Here is a 26,377-nt window from a genome sequence, read left to right on the forward strand (position 1 = left end):
GAATCCGATGAAAGTACATCACTATCTCTCTGCGCTGGCTCTAATAGTATTAGGGTCAGCCTCTTTGTTTATCGGCGTCGCTAGCATGAACTTGTCTGCCCTCATTGACGGGGACAGCCACGCTTGGCACATCTTGTTTGAGAGCCGACTTCCACGCCTTATCGCTATTTGCCTTGCAGGAGCTGGCCTCAGTATTGCAGGCCTCATCATGCAGCAAATCGTTCAGAACCGCTTTGCCGCTCCTTCCACCACCGGCACTATAGACTGCGCTCTGTTAGGTTACGTGTTGAGCTTGGTTGTATTCTCAGATATCGGTGGCTGGGCGCATCTTGCACTTATTTTCGCTTTCTCTGTAGTGGGTACCTTAGTCTTCGTTCGCTTCTTGCAAAGCCTGAAGTTCAAAAATGCCATGCTAGTGCCCTTGATTGGTATCATGTACGGCAACGTTATCTCTGCGTTAACGACTTTCGTCGCTTACAAATACGACCTAGTACAAAGCATGTCGTCATGGACGGTGGCAAACTTTGCCTCTGTATTACAAGGCAATTACGAATTTCTCTACTTAGCAATACCGGCTTCATTGCTCGCCTATGGGTTTGCTAGCCAGTTTAGCGCCGCCAGCATTGGCGAAAGCTTTGCGAGAAATATTGGTTTGAACTACCAAAAGATCGTATTTATTGGCGTGCTACTTGTGGCTGTACTGTCTTCTTCAGTAGTAATGATTGTTGGAGTTATCCCCTTCCTTGGCCTGATTGTTCCTAATCTCGTGTCGATGTTTGTTGGCGATAATATGCGTAAGAACCTTCCTTGGACAGCGTATACCGGAATCATGCTAGTACTGGCCTGTGATGTATTAGGTAGAGTGATCATATTCCCTTATGAAATCCCTATTTCCATGGTGATTAGCATTTTGGGCGGTGTGGTTTTCATCCACCTAATATTGAAGGATAAGAGCAATGCGTGATACGACCAAATTTGCCCTGATCCTTGGCTTCGCACTTGTATTCGTTGGTTACTTTCTAGGAAAAGGGCTAACTGTCGACAACTATCAATTTTTCTTGTCACGTCGCATACCTAAGGTTCTGGCCATCGTTCTAGCGGGTATGGCAATAGCCGCCTCTTCGTTAGTGTTCCAGACCGTTACCAACAACCGAATTCTAACGCCTTCAATACTTGGTTTTGATGCCTTGTACATCATGATTCAAGTGATTCTGGTGGCAAGCTTTGGCGGTCTGAGTATCTGGGTTACCGATGCCAAGATTAATTTTGTGCTTTCAACGGCAATCATGGCAGTATTGGCGACCTTTTTATTCGGGCTTTATTTCAAAAAGCAAAGAACCAATATCTTTACCCTTCTATTGATCGGCGTGGTATGTGGCAGTTTGTTTAATAGTGTCACCGGTTTTTTCACTATGGTGATAGACCCCGATGAGTTCATCGCAATCCAAAATTCGATGTTTGCCAGCTTCAACAATGTAAACACTGAATTAGTGTACTGGTGCACCCTGCCCCTACTGGGATGTATTGCTTACCTATATAAATATGCCTCACAACTAGATGTACTTTGGCTTGGGGTCGACAACGCCAAAAGCCTCGGAGTCGATACCGCAAAGCTCACCAAAAAAGTCATGTTTATTACCACGCTATTGGTCTCGATATCGACCGCATTGGTAGGCCCTGTACTGTTTCTTGGCCTTATTGTTGTGAGCTTGACTAGGCAGATATTTACTGGTTACCAGCACCGATTTCTCATTGCTAGCAGTTGTGTCGTCTCTATTGCGCTGCTGATTAGTGGTCAGTGGTTGGTTGAGCATATGCTGGATTTTCAAACCACCATCAGCGTTATCATCAACTTTGTCGGCGGAAGTTACTTCCTTAGCCTACTCGTACGAAACAAGATCAGCTAATCATGATTAAGATCACCGGATTAAGTAAGAAATACAACGATAAATACGTGGTTAATAATGCCGACGCCTTGTTCCCTGTTGGGGAAGTCACCAGCATTATCGGCCCCAATGGTGCGGGTAAAAGTACCCTATTGTCGATGGCAAGTCGCCTCACCGACAGTGATGCAGGCCAAGTCCTGATCGCAGATAAGCCGCTTTCTCAATGGGATACGCAGGCACTGGCAAAGCGCTTGGCAGTATTACGTCAAAGCAACAACATCAATATGCGCTTCACTGTTCGTGAATTGGTGGCTTTTGGCCGTTTTCCTCATAGCAATGGCCGTTTAACTGCCAATGATGAAAACATCATTGACCAAGCGTTAAAGCAGTTGGACATCTGCGATATTCAGCACCGCTTTTTAGACCAGCTTTCGGGTGGTCAAAGACAGATGGCATTCATTGCAATGGTAGTGGCACAGGACACGGATTATATCTTCCTTGATGAGCCGCTGAACAACCTTGATATTAAGCACTCTGTGGCGATCATGAAATCACTTCAGCGCCTCGCTCATGAATCTGGTAAGGCTGTCGTCATTGTTATCCACGATATCAACTTTGCTTCAGTGTATTCAGATAACATCATTGCTATGAAGTTGGGTGAAGTCGTAGTGCAAGGAAAAACAGAGCAAGTGATTGATGCACAGACGTTAAGCAACATCTACGAGATTGACTTCTCCATTAGTGAAGCCAACGGTCAGAAGATCTGTCTCTACTACAGCTAATCTAAAGCAAGTCGTGAATAGTCATTCTTTATCAAAACTATCCACGACTATCGCCCCCATTGATGCAGGCATTGTTATCACTATTACCCTTTTTAACGAAGTAATAGGATCGGCAAAAAGCGGCAACTTATCCAAGCAAAACAGCACTAAACTGACCACCAGCGCCGTCATCATATAAGCAATAAAAATACGAAACACGAACACAAACAGGCGCTGCCGTATGTTTTTTTGAAACACGCTTTGATACGTAAACACGCCCAGAAACAATACCGATAGTGCCAATAACATCATCAGGTTTCCAAGTGGCAAGGTTTCCCCCAGTCGCCACGCTTCTTCAGAAAACGAAATCGGTACCGCAAGCGCAAATGCACCAACAAATACCTGACTTGCATCTTCCATATTGAAGCTAATCTTCATTGAATGTCTCCAAGCGCCCAATTGCCCTAAACAAATACACCTTTTATCAGCGCCAGTATAGTTTTATTGACTAGGATTAATACCAATCACACTAAGTAAGTGTTCAGAAATAGCGCAGGAAAAATGCTCTAGGACAAGGCAGAATTTTTCGATAAGTAGTGATTCTACAATCAAAAATTCTAACGCAGTCATAGAGTGTTTTAACAAGCTCGGATGACCAGTTAATTAGTACGATTGGTATAAGGCTAGTTGTTGCTGGACAAACACACAAAGGTTACTTATGAATCAATTTGTTATCTCAAGTTGGGACTTTTCTGCGGATGTGGCTTCTCCTGTTGAATCGCACGACAAACTGCGCTCAGGATGCTGGTATCACTGTCAAAGAGATGATGAACGCCTAAAAGACTGGCTGACGGAACAATCGATACCCACAGCCATGATTGATTCCCTGCTAGCTGATGATACCCGCCCCAGATTTGAACAGTTTGCCGAAGATTGCTTTCTTATTATCTTACGCGGCATAAACCTTAATCATAATGCAGACCCTGATGACATGCTGAGCCTTCGAATTTTATGGTTCAAGGGAGCGCTGATCTCGACCCGAAAGATCCCATCACGCGCGGTCAACAATCTGATAAAAAGGTTGGAAAGCGGTCAAGGGCCAAGCAATTTGTCCTCCCTTCTACTTGAGATGGTGAACGGCGTTAATACCATCATTGCTGAATTTCTTACCCCAGTTGAAGAGCAGATAGATCACCTTGAAACTGCAGAAAACGTCGACCTATCCACCATCAATCTGCTGCATTCAAGATTGCTGCGGCTGAGGCGATACCTTAAGCCACAGCGCTATGTATTTGAGGATTTGATTGCCGCTGATGTCACTCCGCTCACCTCAAACCACAACCATTTTAAAAACAGCTTAGATACCGTCATCAGGCTCAATGAATCTATAGAATTTTACCTAGAGCAAATTAGCGTGTTTCTCAACAGTGTCAGCCAGCAACAAGCAGAGCGCATGAATCGCAACACCTATTTGTTCTCTGTTGTCGCAGGGCTATTTCTTCCTGCCGGTTTTTTCACTGGGTTACTGGGAGTCAATATTGGCGGGATACCAGGGGTTGATAACCCGTGGGCTTTTACCTTGTTTTGCCTTGGCCTACTTGGGATCGTAGCCATCGAGGTGATTGTGTTGAAAAAGCTAAAGTTTATCTAAGATACTCCCCTTTAAAGGTAATAATATTTTTGGAATAACCGTTCCAGAAATAAAAACCCACCTGTACTTTGTGCATAAACGCCTCTTAGTACAAGTGGGTATGTTGCCAATTTAATCTAGCTCAGCAACCACTTCCCCTCCCAAAATAGTTGCTAACACATTGATCTTATTTATCTCCTCGCAGGGTACTTGCAAAGGGTCTTCATCTAATACGGCAAAGTCTGCAAACTTACCCGCCTCGATACTCCCTACTAGGTGATCCAACTTTAAGGTGTATGCTGGATTAATCGTGACCATCTCCAGTGCTTGATAAGCGGTAACCTTTTCGTATTCTCCCAACAGGTCTCCGGTAGCGGTCTTTCTATTCGTTGCACACCACATAGAGAACAAAGGCCCTAATGGGGTAACCGGCGCATCACTATGAATAGCTGTGACAATGCCATGCTTGCAAGAAGATGCAACAGGCTCTAGTCGTTGTGCCCTTTCGTAACCCAGAGTAAAGTCCCTATGGATATCCCCCCAATAGTAAATATGATTAATAAACATATTGAGGCAAACCCCCGCGTTAGCGGAACGCTTCATTTGCGCCTGATTGATCATTTGGCAGTGTTGAAGTGTATGGCGGTGATCCGTAGTCGGATGTTGTATTAGTGCCTGCTCGATAGATGACAGCATTTCTTCTACCGCCTCATCACCATTTGTATGCACATGAATCGTAGCACCAATTTGATGGTAGGCATTAAGTAGTTCCGCTACCTCCTGTAAAGGGCTGTTCCAAAGGCCATTAGGATGGCCGTCGTGATAGCCTGGTTCCAGTAATCTTGCTGTATATCCTTGAATACTACCGTCAGTCATTAGTTTAACGATGGGAAAATAGAGCTTGTCGTTCTGATGTTCTTTGAGCATCAGAAAGCGATTGGTGCCTTGTTCAATAGACCAATTATGGGCACTCATTGCCGGTACCAAGCGAACATTAAATTTGTCACTACTGCTCATTTTCTTCAGCGTTTCTAAACCTCCATCTGATAAAGGGTTAAACAGATCAGTTATCGTAGTTATCCCCTTATTGTTAGCGGACTTGGCAAATAACTCTAATGCCTCTTGATCCTCAGCCACATCAAAAACATTGTCTTCTAGGAGTTTAAACACTAGCCCCATGGCAGCCATTTCTTGCAACTCGCCATTGGGGTAGCCGAATTCATCCTTCAGCACTCCTTCGGTATTCTCTAAGCTCGCCATACCAATTTTTTCTAGCATGGCAGTATTGACTGTCATCAAGTGAAAGTTAGCGTGAATGATCACTACAGGTCTATTCGGGCATGCCTCATCTAAGTCTTTCCTATCTAATCGACTATTAGGAAAATAGATAGGGTCAAAACCCCAGCAAATTAGTGGCGCTGTGTCTGTCTGTGCTAAATCTGCTTGGCGAAGCTGTTGAGAAAGTTGCTCATAGCTTGTCACGCCAGCCTTGAGCTCGTTATGCGGATCTACACGGGGAAAGTACCCCAAGTACAAGTATTTCCATACTGCCCCTTCCATCGCATGACAGTGCCCCTCCACAAATCCAGGAACAATCACCTTGTCAGCATACTTGTTGTTTATTTGTACTAATGGATAGCTAGACAGTATCGACCTAGGGCCGGTTGCTAGAATTTTATTACCACGCAACACTACACACTCTGCATCTGGCAGTGATGGGTTCATAGTGATTATGCGCTTTGCTAAAAATGCAGTTAACTGATTATCCATTCGGTATTACCTCTGAATTTATAGAAGTAGATTTCTTACTTGTTGCACCAAGAAGAGCCATACATATCAATGACATAATTACTCCTGAGCTCAATAAAAGAATGTAGCCAGAGAAAGAAAGTGAAGGTGCTATAGGAGTAAATATCATTAAGATAGGGAAGTTAACGATGACGATAGCAACATTAAAAAATGCGAGTTCTTTTGCGACGTTAGTACTGAAATTAGAATCCAACATTCTAAGAAGTAGCAAGCCTGTGCCCGTAGATCCACAGCAGCAACCAAACGCGGTTATTGTTCTTTCTGGCCCAAGTGAACCACTGTATTTACCGATCAATAGACATATCAAGGTGGTAACAAGCGAGGTTGCAACAGCCACCAATAAAATAGGTACAAGCAGAGCTGTTAATACTGACAACTTGATGCTCATAATGGTGCCAGTCACCATAAAGTCGACAGAAGAGCCTGTGATACGCTTTAAGGTTTCATCATCAACGGTTCGACATAAACCTAGTTTGTTCATCGTAGTACGCATAATCAAACAGGTGGTAAAGCCATGAATGAAAAACATGTTGAAGCTAAACAACACGCTAAAATCAATACCAAAAATATCCACACCAGCAACAACACCTTGAATGAAATGCAGCCATAGATAGGTAATGACGTATGCGGTTCCCAACAAGCCAATATGATAAGCCAGTGAATCCAGATTCGCAGAGTGCGTCACTAGTTTGCCACTGTCTGGTTTGGATTGGTGTTCAAAAATACCATTTACGTAATGGCTATCTAATTTGGATTCTTTGTTCGTGTTCAGATTTTTACGCAAAAAGTGCTTTGCCATCGGTATACCGACTAGGAAAGCAACGACAAATCCTAGAGAAGCATAAATCACCCCCACTTGAGCCGCATTTACAATCCCGTATTGTTGTTCCCAGATACTGCCATAGGTCAACGCTTGGCCTGGCCCTTGGGTAAAACCATGTGTTGCAATTGAGCCAAGGAAATAGCTCATCTCCCCACCAGAGAAGTGATTAAACACCAGTATTACCGCAATGCCCGTTAACCCTTGCAGTCCTAAGGAAAGAGACCAGGCCGAAGTTAGCCACATACCTCCTCGTACCACATCTTTTGGGTTGCTATCAGGACGCTTTTTCTTGCGAATACCACCACACAGGCAGAGTGACATGAAGCTAAGGGTGAAAAAGTGGAAGGTGATAGGGACAAAATCGTCAGAAGTAAAATCGCCTAGCAGCCCCGTGTTTAGTAGGACTAGTCCAACAATACCGGCTATTAGACTTGAAGGGATGACGTTGTTTTTTATAAAAGTGACTTTACTTCGAATGACATTACCGATGATTAACATCATTGAAAGAAGCGCGAATGCTATCACTCCATGAAAGGTGCTTTCCATATGATTTTCCTCATTTAATGAACTAATCCCACACTATCTATGAGGTTATTTAGGCGGTAGTGACAGTTTGCATATGCAAGTGTGTCAGCTTGCATATGATGAGAAGTAAATTGAAAGCTTGAATGATCAATCAAGGCAGGGGAAGCATTGCTAATGACCCTATCTAATTACTTGTCTAGGCAATGTTATTTGTAGAGGGTTACAAAGTGGATGTGAGATAAACTAAAAGCCCCTTTCGGGGCTTATTTGAATGGCTTTACGCCAACTTCGATTGTTTGTAATAACCAAGTACTGGTTAAAGAAAGGACGCTAAACCACCAGCACTGTTACGCCATTACTATGTCGTTACTTGTATGGTGCCTCGACAACCACTTTCACTTTTTCACCGCTCTCAAGTGCTTCAGTTTCACCGACAGCGTTCATTACTGCCAATAACTCAGCTGAGACCTTACTGTGAGATTCGTTAGAAATCATATCGATCGTCTCACCCTGCTTAGCTTCAATAACCTTCAACTCCAATTGAGTAATAGATGCCAGTTCCTTATCTGTCATTGGACGGAAAGTGGCCGCACTATCGTTTGCTATCTTCTGTTTTTCCTCAGTAGAGATAGTCACAATTTGGTAGGTATCGATGCCCATGTTCACCCATCCTCGGGTCATGTAGCTAGTACCTTTTTTATCTTCATTTGTCAGCGTAATACTGTACAAAGAACTTTCCCAATCGAGTTTCTTCTCATTAATTTCCAGAACCATGCCATAACGACGTTTCAATTCATTCTGAAAACGAAGTGCATGTTCTTTCGCGCTGAACTCATTTGATGCAATGCTCAATACAACCGCTGCATCTTGTTCTTTATCTATCCCTGCAACCGCGGCAGGCTGATTAACAGTTTGCCACTCTTGTGGAAAATCGATAACAAACTTCATATCCGGTTGCATGAAGGTCTGTTCTCTAAACAAACCCTTTCCAGGGTTTTGACCCACTAGAAGTCCGTCTATCTGAGAAACGAAATCCTTGTGAATAGGTGCTAGCTCAGCCACGTTGAGGTTTTTAGCTTCCTTTGTTACATCCGCAACACGATCGGGGGTGTATGGGTGAGAATCAAAATAGCTTCTTTCGGATTCTTGTTTAGTTTGAATTTCTACCGACCTATTCAGGCGACTCAAGATGCTGTTCATCGCAAGAGGATCATAGCCCGCTTTGGCGGCAAGTTGGATGCCAAGTCTGTCGGCTTCACTCTCGTGTCCTCGACTGTAACCGGCCATAAGTAAACTGTTGCCCGCAGAGATTGGCGCGTTGATGAGGTTGCCAAGATCTTCATTAACCACTCCACCAACGATATTGCCTGGTAGTTCAACTAGGCCAGGAAGAACACTCGATTTCATCTGCTCAACCGAGTGGCGCTCAGTGACGTGAATAATTTCATGAGCCAAGACACAAGCTAGTTCATCTTCATTGTTCACTAGACTTAGCAAGCCACGAGAAACAAAGATGTACCCACCAGGAAGCGCAAACGCATTTGGAATGGCATCATCAACAATCTTAAACTGGAATTCAAACTCTGGGTTTTCAATGTGGCTAACAAGGCGAGCGCCGATTTGCTGCACATATGCTTCCATCTGGTTTTTATCATAGACGCCCATCTGCATTTCTACCGCAACGGCATTTTGTGCGCCAACTTTTCTGTCATAATCAGTGCTAACACTGCATGCAGCCAAACCAAGAGCGACAGCTGAGACTATGAATGCTCTCGCTACATTCTTCTCGACAAAAATATTCATATCTTCCTTGCTTAATATTTTGTTTCATATTTCTTGATAATAACAAAACCTCATCATCAAGATAGTTGTTCAATCCACTATTTCTAAATCCTTGTCAGAAATCTCACTACATTGCTGAATTTAACGACACAAGTAACGAAAAAACTAAACAAATCATAGACTCATGTTGACTGACACCGAGCAAATTCCTAGCCTAATAGAAACATCCAGTGAGAATTATCATGACTGACACCACTTCACCTATTTTTAATCCCGAACTTTGGGAAACAGTACCCGGTTTTGACTTCGAAGATATTACCTATCACAGAAGTAAGACCCAAGGCACAGTCCGCATTGCTTTTGACCGCCCTGACTGCCTGAATGCTTTTCGCCCTAGAACAGTAGACGAACTCTATACCGCGCTCGATCATGCTAGACAGTGGTCAGACGTAGGCTGCGTTCTATTGACCGGTAACGGCCCTTCTAAAAAAGGCCAATGGTCGTTCTCCTCGGGTGGAGATCAACGTATTCGTGGCAAAGACGGTTATAAATATGAGGGTGACGGCGAGAATGTTGCCGATGTCGCTCGCATGGGTCGTCTGCATATCCTAGAGGTTCAGCGCTTAATACGCTTTATGCCAAAGGTCGTGATTGCAGTGGTTCCAGGTTGGGCCGTGGGTGGTGGACATAGCCTACACGTGGTGTGCGACCTTACGCTTGCCTCAAAAGAACATGCTGTCTTTAAGCAAACCGACCCTGATGTTGCGTCCTTTGACTCTGGTTACGGCTCAGCTTACCTAGCGAAAATGATTGGGCAAAAGCGTGCCCGAGAGATCTTCTTCTGCGGCTTTGATTATAGCGCTCAAGAAGCCTATGACATGGGTATGGTAAACAAAGTGGTTGACCATGTTGACCTCGAAACAGAGGCACTGCGCTGGGCAACCGAGATCAACAGTAAATCACCAACAGCCATGCGAATGCTCAAATATGGCTTTAATCTACCTGACGATGGCTTGGTGGGGCAGCAACTGTTTGCGGGTGAGGCCACCCGTCTAGCCTACGGCACAGACGAGGCACAAGAAGGTCGCGATGCCTTCTTAGAGAAACGCGCCAAAGATTTCTCTAAGTTCCCTTGGCACTACTAACCTCATTTTTAGAGAAGATTAATTTAATTTAATCTTCTCTCCATCTTGGGTTTATCTCGGCACTTTATAGTAATTGCATATCGAGAGACAGGGAGCAAAACGAAAGTGAAACACAAAAACAAGCGCGGACTACTGGTATGTACAATGGCTTATGCGTTTTTATTTTCAGTTACCCATGCTCTTGCTCATTATTTCCCAATTACTCACTAGCCGAGGAAACAAACATGAAACTACTAAAAACCGGACTATTTGCTAGCCTTCTTGCTGTTGTTCCATTTGTACACGCAGACGATCGTCAAGATGCAGCATTGAGCCTAATGGCCATCAACTCTGGGTCAGCTAGCTTAGCTAATTTAGCTCCTGAGGTTCGCAGTATTTCTACTGGTGTCATTACCGAAGTAGAGCTTGATGACTACAAAGACACCCTATTTGCTTACGAGTTTAAAGTGGTGGACTTAACAGAGGGCTACAAGCACAAAATGAGCTACTCTGTTCAAGATGGTGCGCTACTAGAACATAAATCAGAGAGCTTAATGACCTTTGGTTTCAGCGATTTAGACGACGATGAGCGACATGCGATTGAGCAGGTGCAGAAAGCTGATTTCGATATTTTGAAGAAGCTGACTGAGCTTGAAGACAAATACTCAGCCAAAGCGCTAGAGGTAGAACTTGAAAGCAAAAAAGGCATCGTTTTTTATGAAGTTGAGCTAGCGAGCACCGAGCAAGGTAAACAAAAACTGCTCATTAATGTCGCAACGGGTGAAGAGATCCCTGTGATGAAGAATAAGAAGCACAAATAAGGACTGTCTAAGTGAAAGTACTGGTGATCGAAGATGACAAAGATACACGCGAGTATCTTTGTCAGTCACTCAAACAACAAGGCTATGAGATTGACAGCGCAGACAATGGACAAGACGGTTTATTTCTAGCGTTAGAGGGCGACTATCAAGTGATCATTCTGGATCGCATGTTGCCTTCCATTGATGGCCTCACTGTACTTTCAACATTACGAGCGGCCAATACGGCTGCTCGTGTACTTATTCTAAGCGCACTAGACAGCGTCGATGAGCGAGTAAAAGGATTAAAGCAAGGCGGCGATGACTATCTCACCAAGCCTTTTGCTTTAGCTGAGCTAATTGCTCGTGTCGAGATCCTTGCAAGCCGCGGGGCTGCCTCATCGTCATCGTCAGTTCAAAGCCAACTTCGAAATGGCCATATTCAATTAGACCTCCTATCTCAAGAGGTCTACGTTGCATCGCAAAAAATTAATCTGCAGGCAAAAGAATTTAAACTGCTGCGCTACTTAATTGAACATGCAGGGCAAGTCGTGACTCGCTCACTGCTGTTTGAAGCCGTGTGGGATTACAATTTTGACCCTCAAACCAACGTTATCGACGTTCATATTGCGCGCCTTCGAAAAAAGCTCGAAGTTGAAGGCAAGCCGAATCTTATCGAAACGGTGCGAGGTGCAGGATACAGAATGGTAAAAGCAACATGAGCAACTTGCTCAATCAAGGCAAACTGTTGGTCATAAACGCATGGCGCCGCCATTCGTTGTGGCGCCTGTCTCTTTCAATTGCCTTGATGCTCTGGCTAGCCGTTGCCGTGGCTTTGTTTACCATTTATCAACTAAGTATTCAGCCGCTTATACAATCACGTCAACAAATCTTGCTGCAGCATGCTCAGCAACTGCAAAGTGCCAGTGAGACTAACGCACCTAGTACCCTACCCGATCTCCTTGACGATACACTCTACAATCCGCAGGGGATAATTACAGTATTACGAAACAAAAACGGTGAGCTGTACGGCTCACTCAGCCACTTTCCTAGAACCTTGCCCGAATGTCCCCGCCTCAAGCCGTTTCCCGTTATTCGAGGAAACAGTGATAGCATTTCTTTACTAGAGGGATGCCAGTTTGAAATGGACGGCTACTCGGTACTGGTAGCGACCGATAGCGAATATCTATGGCAAATGCGTGAGAACTTCGAAAATACAGCTATCGTGGTACTTATTTGTGCATTTTTCATCGCACTTATTCCAAGCTGGATAATCCGTCGCAAAATGAAATCTCAACTGTCTGGAATACACTCCGTGGTGTCCCAGATAGAGAAAGGGCGTTTTGGTGGAAGAATTAAAACCAATGACTCCCATGATGAATGGGACAATATTGCGCATTACATTAATGCCATGCTCGACGAGATTGAATCATCGATTAGTCAGATCCGAGGGGTTACTGATGCGATTGCACACGACCTGCGCACACCTTTGACGCGTATCAAAAACCGTATCGCTACATTAGAAGATTTACCAGAATATCAATCGATACCCCAAGCCAACATTACGCAGATTCGCGTAGAATTCGATGATCTGTTGCAAACCTTCAACGCGATGCTAGAACTCAGCAAGCTGGAAAATATCGGTGACAAAAGCCAGTTTGTCGACTTAGACCTATCGCGCATCATTCACGATGCTGCGGAGCTGGCCGAGCCACAATTAGAAGAAAAACAGCAAACACTCACTATCGATGCCTCTCCTGTTTCCATAAAAGGTGAGCCTTCTTTACTGTTTCGCTTGATCTATAACCTCTTGGATAATGCTTATAAATACTGCCCTGAGCAAGCCAAGGTAAAGATCCAACTCACTCACAATGCACTCATTATTGAAGATAATGGCCCTGGTGTACCAAAGAGCCAGCAACAAAAAATCATGCAGCGCCTGTATCGTGCAGATAAATCGAGAAACACTCCAGGGCATGGCCTAGGGCTAGCATTGGTTGCGGTTGTGGCAAAACTGCATGATATAAATATCGATGTAGGATTCAGCCATTTAGAGCAAGAAACAGGATTTAAGATCACCTTACATCTCCCTAACACAAAAGGCTGAGAAAAAGTCATACAAGCTTGATATACTGGCAGATGAACCAATGGTTCAATTTCTAATTTAACGCGATGACTCTCCTTTCTAATGCTCATTGCGTAGACCAAGCCGGACACTCATGACTCAGCTATTTCGTAAAAAGCCTATTTTCCTTGCCTGTTTGATCATCAGTATTGGTCAGTTGAGTATGGGACTCGTTTTCCCATCCCTTCCTTGGATTGCCAAAGACTTTTCCATCACGCTAGATCAAGCTCAACTGCTTGTTGGTATCTACTTACTTGGATTTGGACCTTCACAGTTTATCTACGGTCCGATTTCAGATGCACTAGGAAGAAAGAAAGTGCTTCTAAGTGGACTATTGATTGCCATGATGGGGCTTGGTGCGATCATCCTCTATTCTGATTCGTTCCAAGCTATGGTATTGGGCCGTTTCCTTCAAGGTCTAGGCACCGGGTGTTGTGCGGTTCTCGCTAGAGCCTCAACTCGGGATAGCTATACCGGCTCTCAACTTCCTACCGCGCTTTCTTATATCGCTATGGTTGCCTCACTCACTCCATTAGTTGCCCCTGTGATCGGTGGCTTTATTAACCATTACTTTGGCTGGGGTATGGTCTTTATCTCTTTGCTTTGTTATGTGGCTGTCGCTTGGTTAGTGCTGATGATGAACTTTAAAGAGACCATGCTAGATAAGCGCAAACTGCCTTCTGTCGGTACCATGCTAGGGCAATATAAAGAGCTTCTCAATTCACGCTATTTCATTAGCTTTTCAAGCATTTCCTGGCTCAATTTTAGTTTGGTGGTCACTACCGTTTCACTGATGCCCTTCATCATGCAAGATGAGATTGGAATGACCTCAGATCAATACGCGTTATGGGCTTTGATTCCAACAGCGGGCATGCTGATTGGCACTTCGCTAAGTAACCGATTACGACCGGTAATAGGCATTCATAAGACACTCAGGATCACGCCTTTCTTACAGATGATCGGAGCGATTTGGCTGATACTCTGCCCATTAGAGCCCTTATGGTTGATGATTGGTCAGCTATTTATGGTGCTGGGAAATGGTTTAGCACTGCCCTGTGCACAAGCAATGATCATGCAGCCATACGGACGCAAAGCAGGTGTCGCTGCCGCGATGTCTGGCGGCGGGCAGATGATCATTTCTTCCATAGTCAGTATGGGCCTGATGGCGATAGGCTTAAGCCAAGCATGGCAACTGGGCTGTGTCATTGCCCTGTTTTCTATAATCACCTATGCCAACATCTACCGAGGCTTTAAGAGCGAAGTACCAAACGGTTGATAGATAAAAAAGAGGCGCTAAATGCGCCTCTCTAAGTTTGTCCTACTCGACATGCCCTACTAGGCGTGCCCCACTAAGCGTGCCTCACTAGGCGTGCCCCTTTCATTTCAACTAAAAGACGCGGATTATTTCACGTCAATTGGACGAATCACTTTACAAGGATTACCCGCTGCAACCACATTGGCCGGAATATCTTTCACAACCACGCTTCCCGCACCAATAACTGCATTTTCGCCAATGGTCACTCCTGGGCAAATAATGGCACCGCCTCCAAGCCACACGTTGTCACCAATCTTAATCGGCAATCCAAACTCAATACCAACTTCGATGCGCTCTACCGGATCAATCGGATGTCCCGCTGTGTAAATCTGAACGTTAGGCGCAAACATCACGTTGTCGCCAATCTCGACGGTATTCACATCTAGAATCACACAATTAAAGTTGGCGTAGAAATTCTTGCCTAGCTTGATGTTAGAGCCATAGTCACAACGAAATGGCGGCTCAATATACGCATCGCCACTGTTTGGAATCATGTCTTCCATTGTGCTGCGCCAGTTTGGCGTTCCTGGAAGGGTTTCGTTGAATTTTTTCACAGCCTTACGACATTGGGTTCTTTCTGCAAGAAGTTGCTCATCCCATGCTTCATACGGCTCTCCGGCCAGCATCTTTTCTTTTTCAGTTTTCATTACTACTACCGATGAAATAGATCGAATCAGCAATATGCAAAAAGAGGGCTTCAAAGGCGAGAATATAATTACAAAAAAACGAGCATGGTCACGCTCTGTAGCTATGAACTTTGAGGCTGTAATCATATGCAATAGGCGCAAAAAAGGCAGCTACTGCTGCCTCTTAATTATTGGTCTTTATTGGTTGAGTAAACACCTTTTAGGTATTCATCTTTCTCTTGCCAAACATTATTGAGCCAACGATGGAAACCGCGTTTAAACACTTTGTCGTTAAAGTAATCACCGCGAAGGTTCTCATCAATATCATACACTCGAATATTCACTACAACCTTAGTTAAGCGCCCCTTCAACAGGTCGTTGAATGGGTCTTCACGGTTCTCAGGATACGCAAGAGTGACATCCACTACCCCATCGAGTAACTCGTTCATAGCATTAAGGGTAAACGCGACACCACCTGTCTTAGGTTTTAGTAAGTGTTGATATGGCGTCTTCGCTGTCGCCATTTTCTCCTGGTTGGCACGAGTACCCTCAGCAAAACTGATCATGGTCGTTGGTACACGTCGAAACTTCTCACACGCCTTATTAATCGCATCAAAGTCATCATTACGACGCTCTGGGTTGCGCACCAAAAATTCATGGGAATGGCGACGCATAAATGGCATGTCCAGACCCCAGCATGCTAAACCAACAAAGGGAACGTATAACAAACTATGCTTAAGCAAGAATTTACCCATTGGGATCTTATCTTTCATCACCGAAGATAAGATAACAATATCAGCCCAACTAAGGTGATTTGAGATCAATAAATACCACTGCTCTGTGGAAAGATTTTCTCCACCCTCAATCTGCCAATCAATCTTGTTATTTACATTAAGTAGCCAGAGGTTGATCGTCGCCCACAACCACATCTGCTTATTCGCCAGTTTACTCATTGAGACTTTAACACCGGCAAACGGTAAGACTATTTTGATAATTGCCAGAATACTAACTACCAAAGAGGTGTAGGCAGTATTTAACATGACCAAGAAAATATTCATGATCATTTGAAGATTTTTAAGCATTTGCTGAGTCCGTAGCATGTGAAGGCGACATCATATCTCAGAATTAACGGCATATTAATCTCAAAAACACATTTTCTTTAATCAATACTAAACATCGCACATAAATAGGAATAAAACCGAAACACATCCGATCAGATCTAATTAATACTGTGTGTCTGCGTCAGTTCAGTAAATGCCTGAATATGCTCAAGCTTGCTATCCGCCACGCGTACCCCAGCATATAAGTGGCGTCGTATTCCATCACCCAATGGCTTAGTAGAGATAAGATCTTGATTCTCGAACGTGCGCACAGCCCAATCCGGTAATGCTGCTACCCCAAAGCCACCTGATACCATCTGTAATAGTGTTGATGTGTTATCAACCTTCTTCCACTTAAGAGGCTCACACTGATGTGGCTTAAGAAACAGGTTGTAAACATCCATACGGCGCTTATCTACCGGGTAAGTGAGCAATACTTCAGAGGCAAGGTCGGCGGGTTCAATGAAAGGCTTATTGTTCAAAGGGTGATCGCTACTCATCACCAGTTGCAGGTCATAACCAAACAACGGCAGAAAATGGATGTCTCCGCGAGTTTCTATATCTGAGGTAATCATGAGATCTATCTCACCCGCTAACAGTCGCTCTTGCGGGTGCTGATGAAAACCTGATTCAAGGTCTACATCCAATTCTGCGTATTGGTTTTGAAAACGCTTGATTGTTGGTAATAACCACTGAAAGCACGAGTGACAATCGATGGCTAAAGTAAAGCGTCTATTTTCTTGTGGCTGGCTTAATTGCTGCTCTGTCGCCAAGATTTGGGGCAGTACTCGATGTGCTAGCTCAACAATAATCTGGCCTTGGGAGGTAAAACGTATCGGTTTAGTTTTGCGATAAAACAGTTGCCCGCCAATTCTTACCTCAAGCTCTTTAAGCTGATGAGAAATTGCCGACTGGGTAATGTGCAAGTTCTCAGCGCAGCTCGCAATAGAGCCAAACTTAGCTAATCCTTGCATTGTCCTTAAATGTTTTAACTCTAACATCGTCCATCCTAACCATTACTATCCTACTAACATACTCATCTAACAACAGCATGTAAACGTCTAGATGGCTAAAAAATAACGAGCAGAGGAATAAGGAGAGAGGTAAATATTGAATGGTGGTAAAGCATGACAAGCAGAACTAAAAAAGGAGCTTTCGCCCCTTTTTTTGTTAATAACAAGTTAACATCAACTCGTCATCATGGAATAGATAACTAATGAACACCAACCTACTAGCAAACCATAAAACGCTAGGAATTTAGGTAGGGTTCCTTCCTTACCTGCCGACTTTGTAGGTCTTTGAGTTTTGTTCTCACTCTTGAAGCTATCTTTTGTCACTACCATGGTACTTCCTCTTTATCCGTAATAGCTTTGAACATTACTGATGACAATACATTAACAATAATTCAATAACAGCGACATTAATCACCTTTCAAAACTAAAATAAATGAAGTTTCAATGCCTGTTTAAAATTCAAGCAAACCCATAAGCTACCTCAATAGTTACAAGAGACTCTTATACATCTTGGCTATCAATAAGTGCAATATACGAACAAATAATCATAAAGAAGTAACTCTTTGTAGTTACTCGTATTTCTGAAAAGGGTGCCCCTCACTTATACAGTATGCAACCCTGCTCACTTGATCTACCAGATAACTTCAACTAATCCTAAGTCAGGACTGTCTATTTTTTAGACAGAATATTCAATTGCGATTGGTTAAAAATAATTACCTATAGCCTAAGGATGGAGCAATGGACGCTCGTCAAAAAGCACCACAATGTTGGAATTTGTATTTGAAAAAGATGCATTTTCACAGAATTTCATCCCTATGCTTTGAGGCCAACACTTATGGGCAGTCCCTGATTGGGGGAAAGCTATGATGTTAAACAAAACAAAGAGTAAGTATCTTTTTAGAAGAGAAAAAGGTGTCGCTCTAATTGAGTTTTCAATAGTTGCGACGCTTCTATTTGCGTTGCTTTTCACAATCGTCGATTTTGCGTTATTTGGTTATGTGAAATTAACCATGCAACATGCGGTGCGAGAAGGTGCAAGGTACGCCATCACCGGACGTAACGACTTAGACCCAGATGAAGATGAAGATGGAACCAAAGAACGAGCTAAAGCTATTTTGCAGAAAATAGATCAGTCATCGGATGGCCTCTTATCAAAAGTCGTAGTGCTGGATGGCATAAAAGTCAGTTCAAATGGGGTTTATATCAATGACGGAACCTTTGGTGCCTCCGGTGAGGCAATAGTGCTAGAGATAGCCTGTGAGTGGCCGACAGTAAGTCCAATCATTTACCCACTACTCACCGACGGCAAATACACATTTACTGTTAAAACAGCTATGAAGAATGAGGCATTCTAGTCATGAAGCGTTCTAGCTATTTAAAGGAGATCCGTGGTCTAGCCTCAGTCGAAATGACCATCATCGTGCCTATCCTTATGATTATTATGGTCGGTATTTTCGAATTAACTCAGATTATCCAAGCGAACAACATCATCATTAGTATCAGCCGTGAAGGTGCAAACCTTATTTCACGCAATACGACTCAAACCCCTGAGCAGGTTATGAATACTGTTGCTTCCACAGCAGACCCACTGGATCTAGAAGCCGATGGGATAATCTACGTCAATCTTGTTTATGGTCGCGCTGAAGGTGAGGCCCCCCAATTACTTGAACAGTATCGTTGGGCCAGTTACGGCTATTCTGCTAACAGCAGCACGTGGAATGGCTGTGATACTTGGGGTTCAGATGGTGAGTGTGACCTTCCGGAATCCGAACCCGAATTAAGCGACTTCCCTCTAGAATTAGACGAAGGGGAAGCCGTTTACGTTGTTGAAGTAATCTACCGTTACTCCCCCATTTCCACTTACATCTTTGATAGTGATATCACCATCAAGGAATTAACTTACTTATAAGGAGTCAGCATGGATGTGACTCAAAAATTTCATCGCAACATGAAAGAGTCGAAAGGACTGGCTGTGTTGCTTACAGTGATAGCCCTACCATTTTTGCTTATTATGGCTGGTTTAGCAATTGACTCCGGACGCGCCTACAGTATGCAAGCCAAGCTCTTTGCCGCTGTTGATGCTGCAGCCGTTGCTGCAGCACGAGCAGTGGCACAGGGTGAAGATGCAGCAGAAGATGCTGCAGAAAAATATTTTAATGTTAATCTTTCTCAAGCGCTAAAAATAGCTAACCCTACCCTAGGGACCCCTATCATTACTCAAGTTGATGATGATTCAGGAGGAACAGGTCATATATCTATAAATCTATCTGCAACTGCGAATATGCCAACCACTTTTATTGGCCTGTTGGGATTTGATACCTGGCCCGTTAGTGTGCAAGCCGAAGCAATACGAAGACCTGTAGACATCGTTTTAATTGTTGACAACAGTGGGTCCCTTGCAGATGAAGCTGACACTGTGATCGCAAGATCCAAATCCTTCGTCTCCAACTTCAGTGAAAGTTTCGACAGAGTATCGATTGTCAAATATGCAAACGGAGCGGAAGTTGCGGTACCTTTTAACAGTAGTCGTGGGTTTACTCTGACTGATGGTGAAGATGGCGTCATAGATGAAATTGATAAATTCAATATTAGTAGCGGGCAATATACCAATACTGCAGAAGGGTTTTATAAAGGCTACTCACAGATATCTAATGTCGATACACCTGCCGACTTGCAGGTTATTGTGTTTTTTACGGATGGAACGCCAACGGCAATGACTGCTGAAGTTGGCTATAGAACGGGTCCTGGCGCAACAGATGAGCTCATTGAAGGGGTATTGCGTATTTCGGGAAGCAGCGAGGCCCACGGGCTTTGGGATCCCGATCAAGTATATGCGACACTAGACAATAGTGATGGAGATTACTATGACGGCAGTAATATAGAAAGCAAAATAACCATGACGAGTACTTTTGGTAATAGCACTGGACCACATCATGGGAATACTGATTTATTCGAGATAGATGAGGTTACTCCTGTAAAAAGGCCTCTCACCAATTTTGATGGTCCCAGTGGCGATAGCACAAGCATTTTGTGGGGAAATATTCAGCAAGCATCACGAAACTTACCCGAACAGATGGCATCGACAGCTCGCTCGAACAACATATTTGTGTTTACCTTAGGTCTAGGGGATGCGCTACAGGAAGAATCAGGGAAAAATAATGATGAACGGGGAGAATATTTGCTTTACAGAATGGCTAACGACCCAGCAATGCTGACAGCGACTTTCCCTGGTGAAACAGGAACACCACTAGCAGCTGACTTTGAGCCAGACCAAAATCAGGGGGTCTATTGCTTTGCGGAAACTGAAGACGATTTAGGCCCTTGTTTCGATAAAATGCTCGAGGTCATAATCCGATTGACTCTATAAATCACTCTCGATCCCTCAAGCACCGAATCTTCAATTCGGTGCTGTTTCTTTATATTGCATCCACAAACTCTTTTCTCTGCTCAAAACCTGCATCTTAGTTTTATTTTTTTCATCTATAACATCGCTCTCAGTTTTCTGATAATGAGAATTCATTTCATTTATAAACGGAGTTGTTATGTTTGCAAGTATGGCCATAGTGTCGAGAGAAGGATTCGAGATGGTTTTGATCATCACCCTATTACTAGCCGCAACTAAGCAAGTAAAAGGGGCGAGTCGATGGATTCTAATGGGCGGAATCGGCGGGGTTTTGGTCTCTATATTGCTAGCTAGCGTGGCAATTTCAAACTCCTTTATCGCATCGCTGCTAAAGGCAAAGCTCACTGGAGCTATCATCCTCATTATGGCCAGCCTACTTATTGCTTGGACTGTCATCTGGATGAAATCTGAAGGTAAAAGACTAAGTCATAAACTATCTAATCTAGATATCTCTGATGTCGCTTCTCCTCTTCTATCCCTCTCTCTGGTCGCATTTCTTACAGTAGTGCGAGAAGGCAGTGAAGTAGTCCTATTCTTGCTAGGACTCATGAGCCAGTCGTCAGTCTCTGTTCACTCCATAATCTTAGGTAGTGTACTCGGTGCACTAGAGGCGATTGTGATTGGTGTGCTGATGTACTTTGGTCTTATTCACGTCAATATTGGTAAGGTGTTTGATGTGTTTGCATTGGTCATGACCTTTTTGTCGGCTGGCATGGCGGCGAATGCCGTCTCTAAGTTATCTTCGATCGGCCTAGTGCCTTCACTCATTCCGCAGGTTTGGAATACGACGCCGTATTTTGATCACCATAGCAACTGGCTGGCGTTAATCATGCATGTGGTGTTTGGCTATACGGAGAAACCCAGCTTAATGCAGTTGATCGTCTATACCTCTACCCTAGTGGTCATTTTCGCGCTAAGTAAAAAAGTGAACAGCCGACTGCAGATAACCGCACAATCATCGTGATGAGAAAATGATATCACCATAATAAGACTCGGCATGGGTGCCACTGTTGTCGGTATCGGTCATGATTGCGACCATGTCGATATAGCGATAGCTTTTCTGATTGGCTTTATCACTTCCCTTGTCGCCAAAGTAGTCAATGAGGTCTTGATAGATATTGCGTTTTTCCTCATACCACTGCTTGGTCTCAGACTCGCTGCCACGCGCGGCGAGCATTTTTACGTTGGCCCCTGCAAAGGGGTTATCCCAAACTTTCTCACCGACTGGAGAACTTGACCAAACATAGCTTATTGATTTTGTATTCCAGAATTTCATCCCACCATCAATTACCACGTAAACTCTCGCGGCAAAATCATCACCTTGCTTGGTAGTTTCTTGAAGCTCTGGGAGAGACTGCTTTACTAGCCATGACCAATTCATGTAAGGGGTTTCAAGAAGATCGATACGTTTATTGAGAACAAGGCCTGAAGCCGCATTATCACTTCGAGCCTGTATTGCAGGTCGGTTTTTATAGTCAGTGACATTGTAACGAGTTGGTGCGGCAATATCCTTGACTTTCCATGCCTCCATTCCACCTTGCGCAATATCGGTAATGTTTAGCTGTGCAAGCGCAAAGGGGGTAATTGACATGCTGGCAAGGAGCATAATTACAGGCAAGCGGATAACTTTCATTGCTACTCCTAAAATGTCAGGTGTTAATTCTTTATCATCGACTATATCGACACTTAATCATCGAGTCTATTGAACTTGCTCAGCGGTAGCGCTCGACATCTGTGCCTCTTTATACAGGCGATACATAGTAAACAGGTTAAAGCCAATCAGGGTCATTTCTAATAGTGTTCCACCGATTGAACCGACAATGATATTGTTAGTTAACCAGCAACATGCGCCCAACAAGAATCCTATGCGCATTGGAATTCCCTTGAGGACAAATACCGAATAAGTACCAATAGCGGTTCCCAAGATTGGCCATATATCGGCCCAGCTTTCCGCTAGGGTGTAGCCAAGTAAACCTGAAGCAAAGATAAAGATAAATGCGACCAATTTTGAAGAGGTGAACAGTGCCGTTGTCGTTCTCATCGCTGAGAGCAAAGCACTTAGTGCAGACATCATCGACCCTAGCAACAGATAGTGGAACAGGTGATTAATGTTGAACACCATCATCATGATCTTTAGGCGCTTATCATCTTTTTGATAAAACGTCGAAACACCTATGGCGTAACTCACAAACCCTAATACTTGTCCCCAAAAATGAAGATCTGACATCAACTCTCTTACCAACACTACAAATAACCTAACAGTCCATCATTATACATTTTTAAAACAGTGTTTCACCTGATTGTTATAAACAGGTCACATAAAATACTCTGTAAATCTGTTCGGTTTCAAAATAATGAAAAGCATTTTTGAAATAACTGACTCAGTCACTTTTTGCCTGTATACTTTGCGAAAAAATGCAGTAATAAAAAACAAGGACTAGGATGGAAAAATCCACTCAGCCTGAAGCCGTCTCATCGGTTCTAAAGGTGTTCAATATTTTACAGGCTCTAGCTGAGCAAAAAGAGATTGGTGTATCTGAGCTTTCACAGCGCTTAATGATGTCAAAGGCCACCACCTATCGATTCTTGCAAACGATGAAGATGCTTGGTTTTGTCTCCCAGGAAGGAGAAGCCGACAAGTACGCACTTACGCTTAAATTATTTGAGCTTGGCGCAAAAGCCCTAGAGTACGTTGACTTGATTGATATTGCTGACAAAGAGATGCGCGAGATATCCAATCAAACCAACGAAACGGTTCACCTTGGTGCTCTGGATGAAGGCGCAATCATTTACCTTCATAAAATAGACTCTAGCTACAATCTACGTATGCATTCTCGTGTCGGTCGCCGTAACCCTCTTTACAGTACAGCGATAGGCAAGGTGTTGTTAGCGGGTAAAAGTCATGAAGAAGCATTAGCTATTCTAGAGAATGTAGAGTTCATCAAGCATACCGACAAAACCCATGAAAATGCGCAGCAACTAATGGGTGAAGTGGAACTGGTTGCCAAGCAACACTTTGGTGAAGATAACGAAGAGCAAGAGCCTGGACTACGCTGTATTGCAGCGCCTATCTATGATCGCTTTGGCAATATCATTGCTTCAGTATCAGTGTCTTTCCCTACGATTCGTTTTGATATCGAGCGTAAACCTGAGTATGTGAAAATGCTACAAAACGCAGGTAAGCGAATCTCAGAACAGCTGGGTTACCACGACTACCCTACAGCCTAGTTACTAATCACTAGCCAACTCTAAAGTACTACTGTGCCATCTTCGAAAGCCATAATGCTTTCATTTTAAGATGGCACATCTACATCCGTTCTCTGGCATACCCTGCTTAATGGGCAATTATCACATTCAGGCTTAGGCCTGCAAAAATTCTGACCGTGCTCGACTATTAGCCAATGATATAAGTCATAATTATCAGTACTTGCCGGGATAACTCGCTGCACTATGTAAAGCGCCCTTAATCCGCCCCAAGCTTACGAACTAATTGCGCACTGGAAAGGGGCAAATTTAGAGGTTCTCAAGTTGGTTAAGGTAGGTTTCAGCCTGCTGTAGAGTTTGCTGCTTAAGATCATCATCCATCCGCTCCCAGGAGCTAAAAATCATGCGCGTGCGCGGATTTTTCGACAATTTTTCTTTGTGTTTATTCATAAAACGCCAGTACAAACTGTTTAACGGACAGGCTCGCTCTCCCACCTTGATTTTGACGTCATAATAGCAATCCTTGCAGTGGTCACTCATCTTGTTAATGTAAGCGCCACTCGCTGCATACGGCTTGGTTGCGACTACCCCACCGTCTGCAAATAGGGCCATTCCTCGTGTATTCGGCATCTCTACCCACTCAATAGCATCAACGTATATGCCTAAGTACCACTGGTCTACTTGGTCTGGGTCTATCTCAGTGATCAAGCAAAAATTGCCAGTGACCATCAGACGCTGAATATGGTGTGCGTACGCATAATCTAGCGATTGCGTAATACTACTTCGAAGACAGGACATTTTAGTTTTTCCTGTCCAGAAATAATCAGGCAAGGTGTTGTTCGCGCTTAGGGCATTTTTCTTTGAGTAGCTTGGCATGTTACCCCAATATACTCCACGAATGTACTCGCGCCACCCTAGTATTTGTCGCACAAAACCCTCTACCTGAGCAATATCTATCTCACCATCAGATTGAAAAAACGCCTCTACCGCAGCCGTTAATACCTCTGACGGTGATAGCAATTTGCTATTGAGCGAAAAAGAAAGGCGGCTGTGATAAAGGCTCCATGCATGGTCTGTCTTTTCAGTCATAGCGTCTTGAAAGCGCCCAAAGTTAGGTAGGCAACTTCGACAAAAATAACCCAGTAACTGCAAGCTCTGCTCGCGAGAGATAGGCCACAACAAATCTCCTTGTAAATGCCCTATGGTCGCGACTTTATGCCTTTGCAATCGCTGCACAATATCGCGTACATCTGTTGCAAACATTAAAGGCTCAGGAACCAGAGTCACGTCTTTGACGGTCAGCTTTTTACGGTTCTCTTTATCAAAGTTCCACTGCCCTCCCAGCGGTTTACCCTCTTCTATCAAGATATTAAGACGTTTGCGCATTCGGCGATAAAAGTGCTCCATCAGCACATGCTTGCCTTGAGGAAACTGCTCGGCGATATCATCAAACGGTAATAAGAAGTGCTCGCTCTCCACCATTTTGTTCACGCATTTAGGTATTTTTGCTGCGAGTAACTGTGTAAGGAGTCTGTATTCATCCGGCCTTTGAAATTCAAAACGCGACGCCTTCACCTCATCAATATGATGCGTAAGTAATTCAACCAGTGTCGAGAACTCTTTAGTGTCATCTAGAGTCAGATGCAAAACTTGATGGCCTTTGTCACGCAATATCTGAGCAAAGTTAGACATAGCGGCAAAGAAGGCACAAACCTTTTGAATATGATGACTCGTGTACGTCGCTTCTTGATGATGCTCTGCAATCACATACAAAACATCATCATCGACCTGCTCGTACCAGGAGTGCTGGATATTTAATTGATCGCCAAGTATCAGTCGCACGCAGGCGTATTCCATCCATTCTTTCCTTATCTGATTATTTCCTTATCAAACTAGATACTCACATACGTCGCTAATTGATCACTGTAAAAGTAGCACCCTAACGCCCAGATTTGCATGATTAAGTCCATCAATGACGATTTATACAAGCTCGTGCTAGCGCTTAACCTATTCGCATCATCTTTTAATCGAGACCGTAATGTGAAACGACTGACAAAAGCGATGACAACGCTACTAGCGACTTTGCCACTAGCGACCTACGCAAACATCATCGTCGACACCAAAAACGTCGATCAAGAAAAATACCATGCAGACCTATACGAGTGCCAAACCTATAGCCAGCAGGCTGAACAGAAACAAACCGATTCTCTAGGCCATGACTTGGTGAGTTCAACTGCAAAAGGGGCGGCTTTGGGGGCCGCCGGTGGCGCTATCTCTGGAGGGAGCGGTTCGAAAGGGGCAAAGGTCGGCGCAGGTATTGGCATCATTGGTGGCGCCCTGTCTCACGGCGCTGAGAAAAAATACAACGAAGAACAACATGAACTTGCCGAACGCGACATTATGCGAAATTGCATGGTAGGTCGCGGATATACGGTTCTTAACTAACCCAGAAAA

26 protein-coding genes are annotated in these 26,377 nt (G+C 43.9%); 15 read left to right on the forward strand and 11 right to left on the reverse strand.

From position 1 onward, the window contains the following. The first annotated feature begins 7 nt into the window (after window positions 1-7). The 3 genes from OCU46_RS08875 to OCU46_RS08885 are packed head-to-tail and all read left to right on the forward strand — an operon-like array spanning window position 8 to window position 2,668. A complete protein-coding gene (locus tag OCU46_RS08875; RefSeq protein ID WP_141268513.1) occupies window positions 8-964 on the forward strand; it encodes an ABC transporter permease in 957 nt (318 codons plus the stop codon). Then, window positions 957-1,907 (forward strand): iron chelate uptake ABC transporter family permease subunit, encoded by a 951-nt coding sequence (locus tag OCU46_RS08880; RefSeq protein ID WP_141268515.1) that lies wholly within the window; start codon window positions 957-959, stop codon window positions 1,905-1,907. The genes OCU46_RS08875 and OCU46_RS08880 overlap by 8 nt, the downstream gene beginning before the upstream one ends. A 2-nt stretch (window positions 1,908-1,909) precedes the next feature. Next, window positions 1,910-2,668: an iron ABC transporter ATP-binding protein gene (locus OCU46_RS08885; protein ID WP_141268517.1), complete on the forward strand. Its 759-nt coding sequence runs from the start codon at window positions 1,910-1,912 to the stop codon at window positions 2,666-2,668. 21 nt (window positions 2,669-2,689) lie between these two features. On the opposite strand, the gene OCU46_RS08890 is transcribed toward OCU46_RS08885, so the two are convergent. Next, window positions 2,690-3,085 carry a DUF2391 family protein gene (locus OCU46_RS08890; RefSeq protein WP_141268519.1) on the reverse strand — a complete coding sequence of 132 codons (396 nt, stop codon included), beginning with the start codon at window positions 3,083-3,085 and terminating at the stop codon, window positions 2,690-2,692. Between the two features lie 280 nt (window positions 3,086-3,365). Between OCU46_RS08890 and OCU46_RS08895 the strand changes: the two genes are divergently transcribed. Then, window positions 3,366-4,298 (forward strand): CorA family divalent cation transporter, encoded by a 933-nt coding sequence (locus tag OCU46_RS08895; protein WP_141268521.1) that lies wholly within the window; start codon window positions 3,366-3,368, stop codon window positions 4,296-4,298. Between the two features lie 111 nt (window positions 4,299-4,409). Here OCU46_RS08895 and OCU46_RS08900 read toward each other — a convergent pair whose 3' ends face one another. The 3 genes from OCU46_RS08900 to OCU46_RS08910 all read right to left on the reverse strand — a co-directional run bounded on the left by OCU46_RS08900 (window position 4,410) and on the right by OCU46_RS08910 (window position 9,237). Next, a complete protein-coding gene (locus tag OCU46_RS08900; protein WP_141268523.1) occupies window positions 4,410-6,047 on the reverse strand; it encodes an amidohydrolase in 1,638 nt (545 codons plus the stop codon). Further along, a complete protein-coding gene (locus OCU46_RS08905) occupies window positions 6,040-7,455 on the reverse strand; it encodes a sodium/glutamate symporter (RefSeq protein ID WP_141268525.1) in 1,416 nt (471 codons plus the stop codon). The genes OCU46_RS08900 and OCU46_RS08905 overlap by 8 nt, the downstream gene beginning before the upstream one ends. Before the next feature lie 345 nt (window positions 7,456-7,800). Further along, window positions 7,801-9,237 (reverse strand): M48 family metalloprotease, encoded by a 1,437-nt coding sequence (locus OCU46_RS08910; RefSeq protein WP_244311327.1) that lies wholly within the window; start codon window positions 9,235-9,237, stop codon window positions 7,801-7,803. Between the two features lie 221 nt (window positions 9,238-9,458). On the opposite strand from OCU46_RS08910, the gene OCU46_RS08915 reads away from it, so the two are divergent. From OCU46_RS08915 to OCU46_RS08935, 5 genes are all read left to right on the forward strand, one after another. Then, window positions 9,459-10,361 carry a 1,4-dihydroxy-2-naphthoyl-CoA synthase gene (locus OCU46_RS08915; RefSeq protein WP_141268529.1) on the forward strand — a complete coding sequence of 301 codons (903 nt, stop codon included), beginning with the start codon at window positions 9,459-9,461 and terminating at the stop codon, window positions 10,359-10,361. Window positions 10,362-10,585: 224 nt separating this feature from the next. Continuing rightward, the gene (locus tag OCU46_RS08920; RefSeq protein WP_141268531.1) at window positions 10,586-11,161 is read left to right on the forward strand and encodes a PepSY domain-containing protein; all 576 of its coding nucleotides are present in this window, start codon (window positions 10,586-10,588) and stop codon (window positions 11,159-11,161) included. A gap of 11 nt (window positions 11,162-11,172) precedes the next feature. Further along, window positions 11,173-11,859 (forward strand): response regulator transcription factor, encoded by a 687-nt coding sequence (locus OCU46_RS08925; RefSeq protein WP_141268533.1) that lies wholly within the window; start codon window positions 11,173-11,175, stop codon window positions 11,857-11,859. Beyond that, window positions 11,856-13,244 (forward strand): sensor histidine kinase, encoded by a 1,389-nt coding sequence (locus OCU46_RS08930; RefSeq protein ID WP_141268535.1) that lies wholly within the window; start codon window positions 11,856-11,858, stop codon window positions 13,242-13,244. The genes OCU46_RS08925 and OCU46_RS08930 overlap by 4 nt, the downstream gene beginning before the upstream one ends. A 112-nt stretch (window positions 13,245-13,356) precedes the next feature. Then, window positions 13,357-14,538 carry a multidrug effflux MFS transporter gene (locus tag OCU46_RS08935; RefSeq protein ID WP_141268537.1) on the forward strand — a complete coding sequence of 394 codons (1,182 nt, stop codon included), beginning with the start codon at window positions 13,357-13,359 and terminating at the stop codon, window positions 14,536-14,538. 125 nt (window positions 14,539-14,663) lie between these two features. Here the strand turns inward: OCU46_RS08935 and OCU46_RS08940 are convergent, their stop codons facing one another. From OCU46_RS08940 to OCU46_RS08955, 4 genes are all read right to left on the reverse strand, one after another. Beyond that, complete coding sequence (locus tag OCU46_RS08940) at window positions 14,664-15,224, reverse strand: sugar O-acetyltransferase (protein WP_141268539.1); 561 nt, start codon at window positions 15,222-15,224, stop codon at window positions 14,664-14,666. Window positions 15,225-15,391: 167 nt separating this feature from the next. Next, window positions 15,392-16,285 carry an acyltransferase gene (locus OCU46_RS08945; protein WP_141268541.1) on the reverse strand — a complete coding sequence of 298 codons (894 nt, stop codon included), beginning with the start codon at window positions 16,283-16,285 and terminating at the stop codon, window positions 15,392-15,394. A gap of 137 nt (window positions 16,286-16,422) precedes the next feature. Further along, window positions 16,423-17,304, reverse strand: a complete 882-nt coding sequence (locus OCU46_RS08950) for a LysR substrate-binding domain-containing protein (protein ID WP_141268543.1) — start codon at window positions 17,302-17,304, stop codon at window positions 16,423-16,425. A 186-nt stretch (window positions 17,305-17,490) separates the two neighbouring features. Continuing rightward, window positions 17,491-17,646 carry a hypothetical protein gene (locus OCU46_RS08955; RefSeq protein ID WP_167495318.1) on the reverse strand — a complete coding sequence of 52 codons (156 nt, stop codon included), beginning with the start codon at window positions 17,644-17,646 and terminating at the stop codon, window positions 17,491-17,493. A 536-nt stretch (window positions 17,647-18,182) separates the two neighbouring features. On the opposite strand from OCU46_RS08955, the gene OCU46_RS08960 reads away from it, so the two are divergent. The 4 genes from OCU46_RS08960 to OCU46_RS08975 all read left to right on the forward strand — a co-directional run bounded on the left by OCU46_RS08960 (window position 18,183) and on the right by OCU46_RS08975 (window position 21,683). Then, window positions 18,183-18,671: a TadE/TadG family type IV pilus assembly protein gene (locus OCU46_RS08960; RefSeq protein ID WP_141268788.1), complete on the forward strand. Its 489-nt coding sequence runs from the start codon at window positions 18,183-18,185 to the stop codon at window positions 18,669-18,671. Between the two features lie 2 nt (window positions 18,672-18,673). Further along, entirely contained in the window at window positions 18,674-19,225 is a 552-nt protein-coding gene (locus OCU46_RS08965) for a TadE/TadG family type IV pilus assembly protein (protein ID WP_141268545.1), read from the forward strand. Window positions 19,226-19,234: 9 nt separating this feature from the next. After that, window positions 19,235-20,683: a vWA domain-containing protein gene (locus tag OCU46_RS08970; RefSeq protein ID WP_141268547.1), complete on the forward strand. Its 1,449-nt coding sequence runs from the start codon at window positions 19,235-19,237 to the stop codon at window positions 20,681-20,683. Window positions 20,684-20,858: 175 nt separating this feature from the next. Then, on the forward strand, window positions 20,859-21,683 hold the full coding sequence (locus tag OCU46_RS08975) for an FTR1 family iron permease (RefSeq protein ID WP_141268549.1): 825 nt from the start codon (window positions 20,859-20,861) through the stop codon (window positions 21,681-21,683). On the opposite strand, the gene OCU46_RS08980 is transcribed toward OCU46_RS08975, so the two are convergent. Continuing rightward, window positions 21,675-22,352, reverse strand: coding sequence for a DUF3047 domain-containing protein (locus tag OCU46_RS08980; RefSeq protein WP_141268551.1), 678 nt, complete (start codon window positions 22,350-22,352; stop codon window positions 21,675-21,677). The two genes, OCU46_RS08975 and OCU46_RS08980, sit on opposite strands and share 9 nt — an antisense overlap. A 66-nt stretch (window positions 22,353-22,418) precedes the next feature. Then, window positions 22,419-22,946 (reverse strand): YgjV family protein, encoded by a 528-nt coding sequence (locus tag OCU46_RS08985; RefSeq protein WP_141268553.1) that lies wholly within the window; start codon window positions 22,944-22,946, stop codon window positions 22,419-22,421. Between the two features lie 215 nt (window positions 22,947-23,161). Between OCU46_RS08985 and kdgR the strand changes: the two genes are divergently transcribed. Beyond that, a complete protein-coding gene (gene kdgR / locus OCU46_RS08990; protein WP_141268555.1) occupies window positions 23,162-23,947 on the forward strand; it encodes a DNA-binding transcriptional regulator KdgR in 786 nt (261 codons plus the stop codon). A 285-nt stretch (window positions 23,948-24,232) separates the two neighbouring features. Here the strand turns inward: kdgR and OCU46_RS08995 are convergent, their stop codons facing one another. After that, complete coding sequence (locus OCU46_RS08995; protein ID WP_141268557.1) at window positions 24,233-25,780, reverse strand: cryptochrome/photolyase family protein; 1,548 nt, start codon at window positions 25,778-25,780, stop codon at window positions 24,233-24,235. 192 nt (window positions 25,781-25,972) lie between these two features. Here OCU46_RS08995 and OCU46_RS09000 point away from each other — a divergent pair, with 192 nt between their 5' ends. Continuing rightward, on the forward strand, window positions 25,973-26,368 hold the full coding sequence (locus tag OCU46_RS09000; protein ID WP_141268790.1) for a glycine zipper family protein: 396 nt from the start codon (window positions 25,973-25,975) through the stop codon (window positions 26,366-26,368). The last annotated feature ends 9 nt before the right edge of the window (window positions 26,369-26,377 follow it).

It is taken from the genome of Vibrio comitans, from assembly GCA_024346835.1.
Taxonomy (GTDB): domain Bacteria; phylum Pseudomonadota; class Gammaproteobacteria; order Enterobacterales; family Vibrionaceae; genus Vibrio; species Vibrio comitans.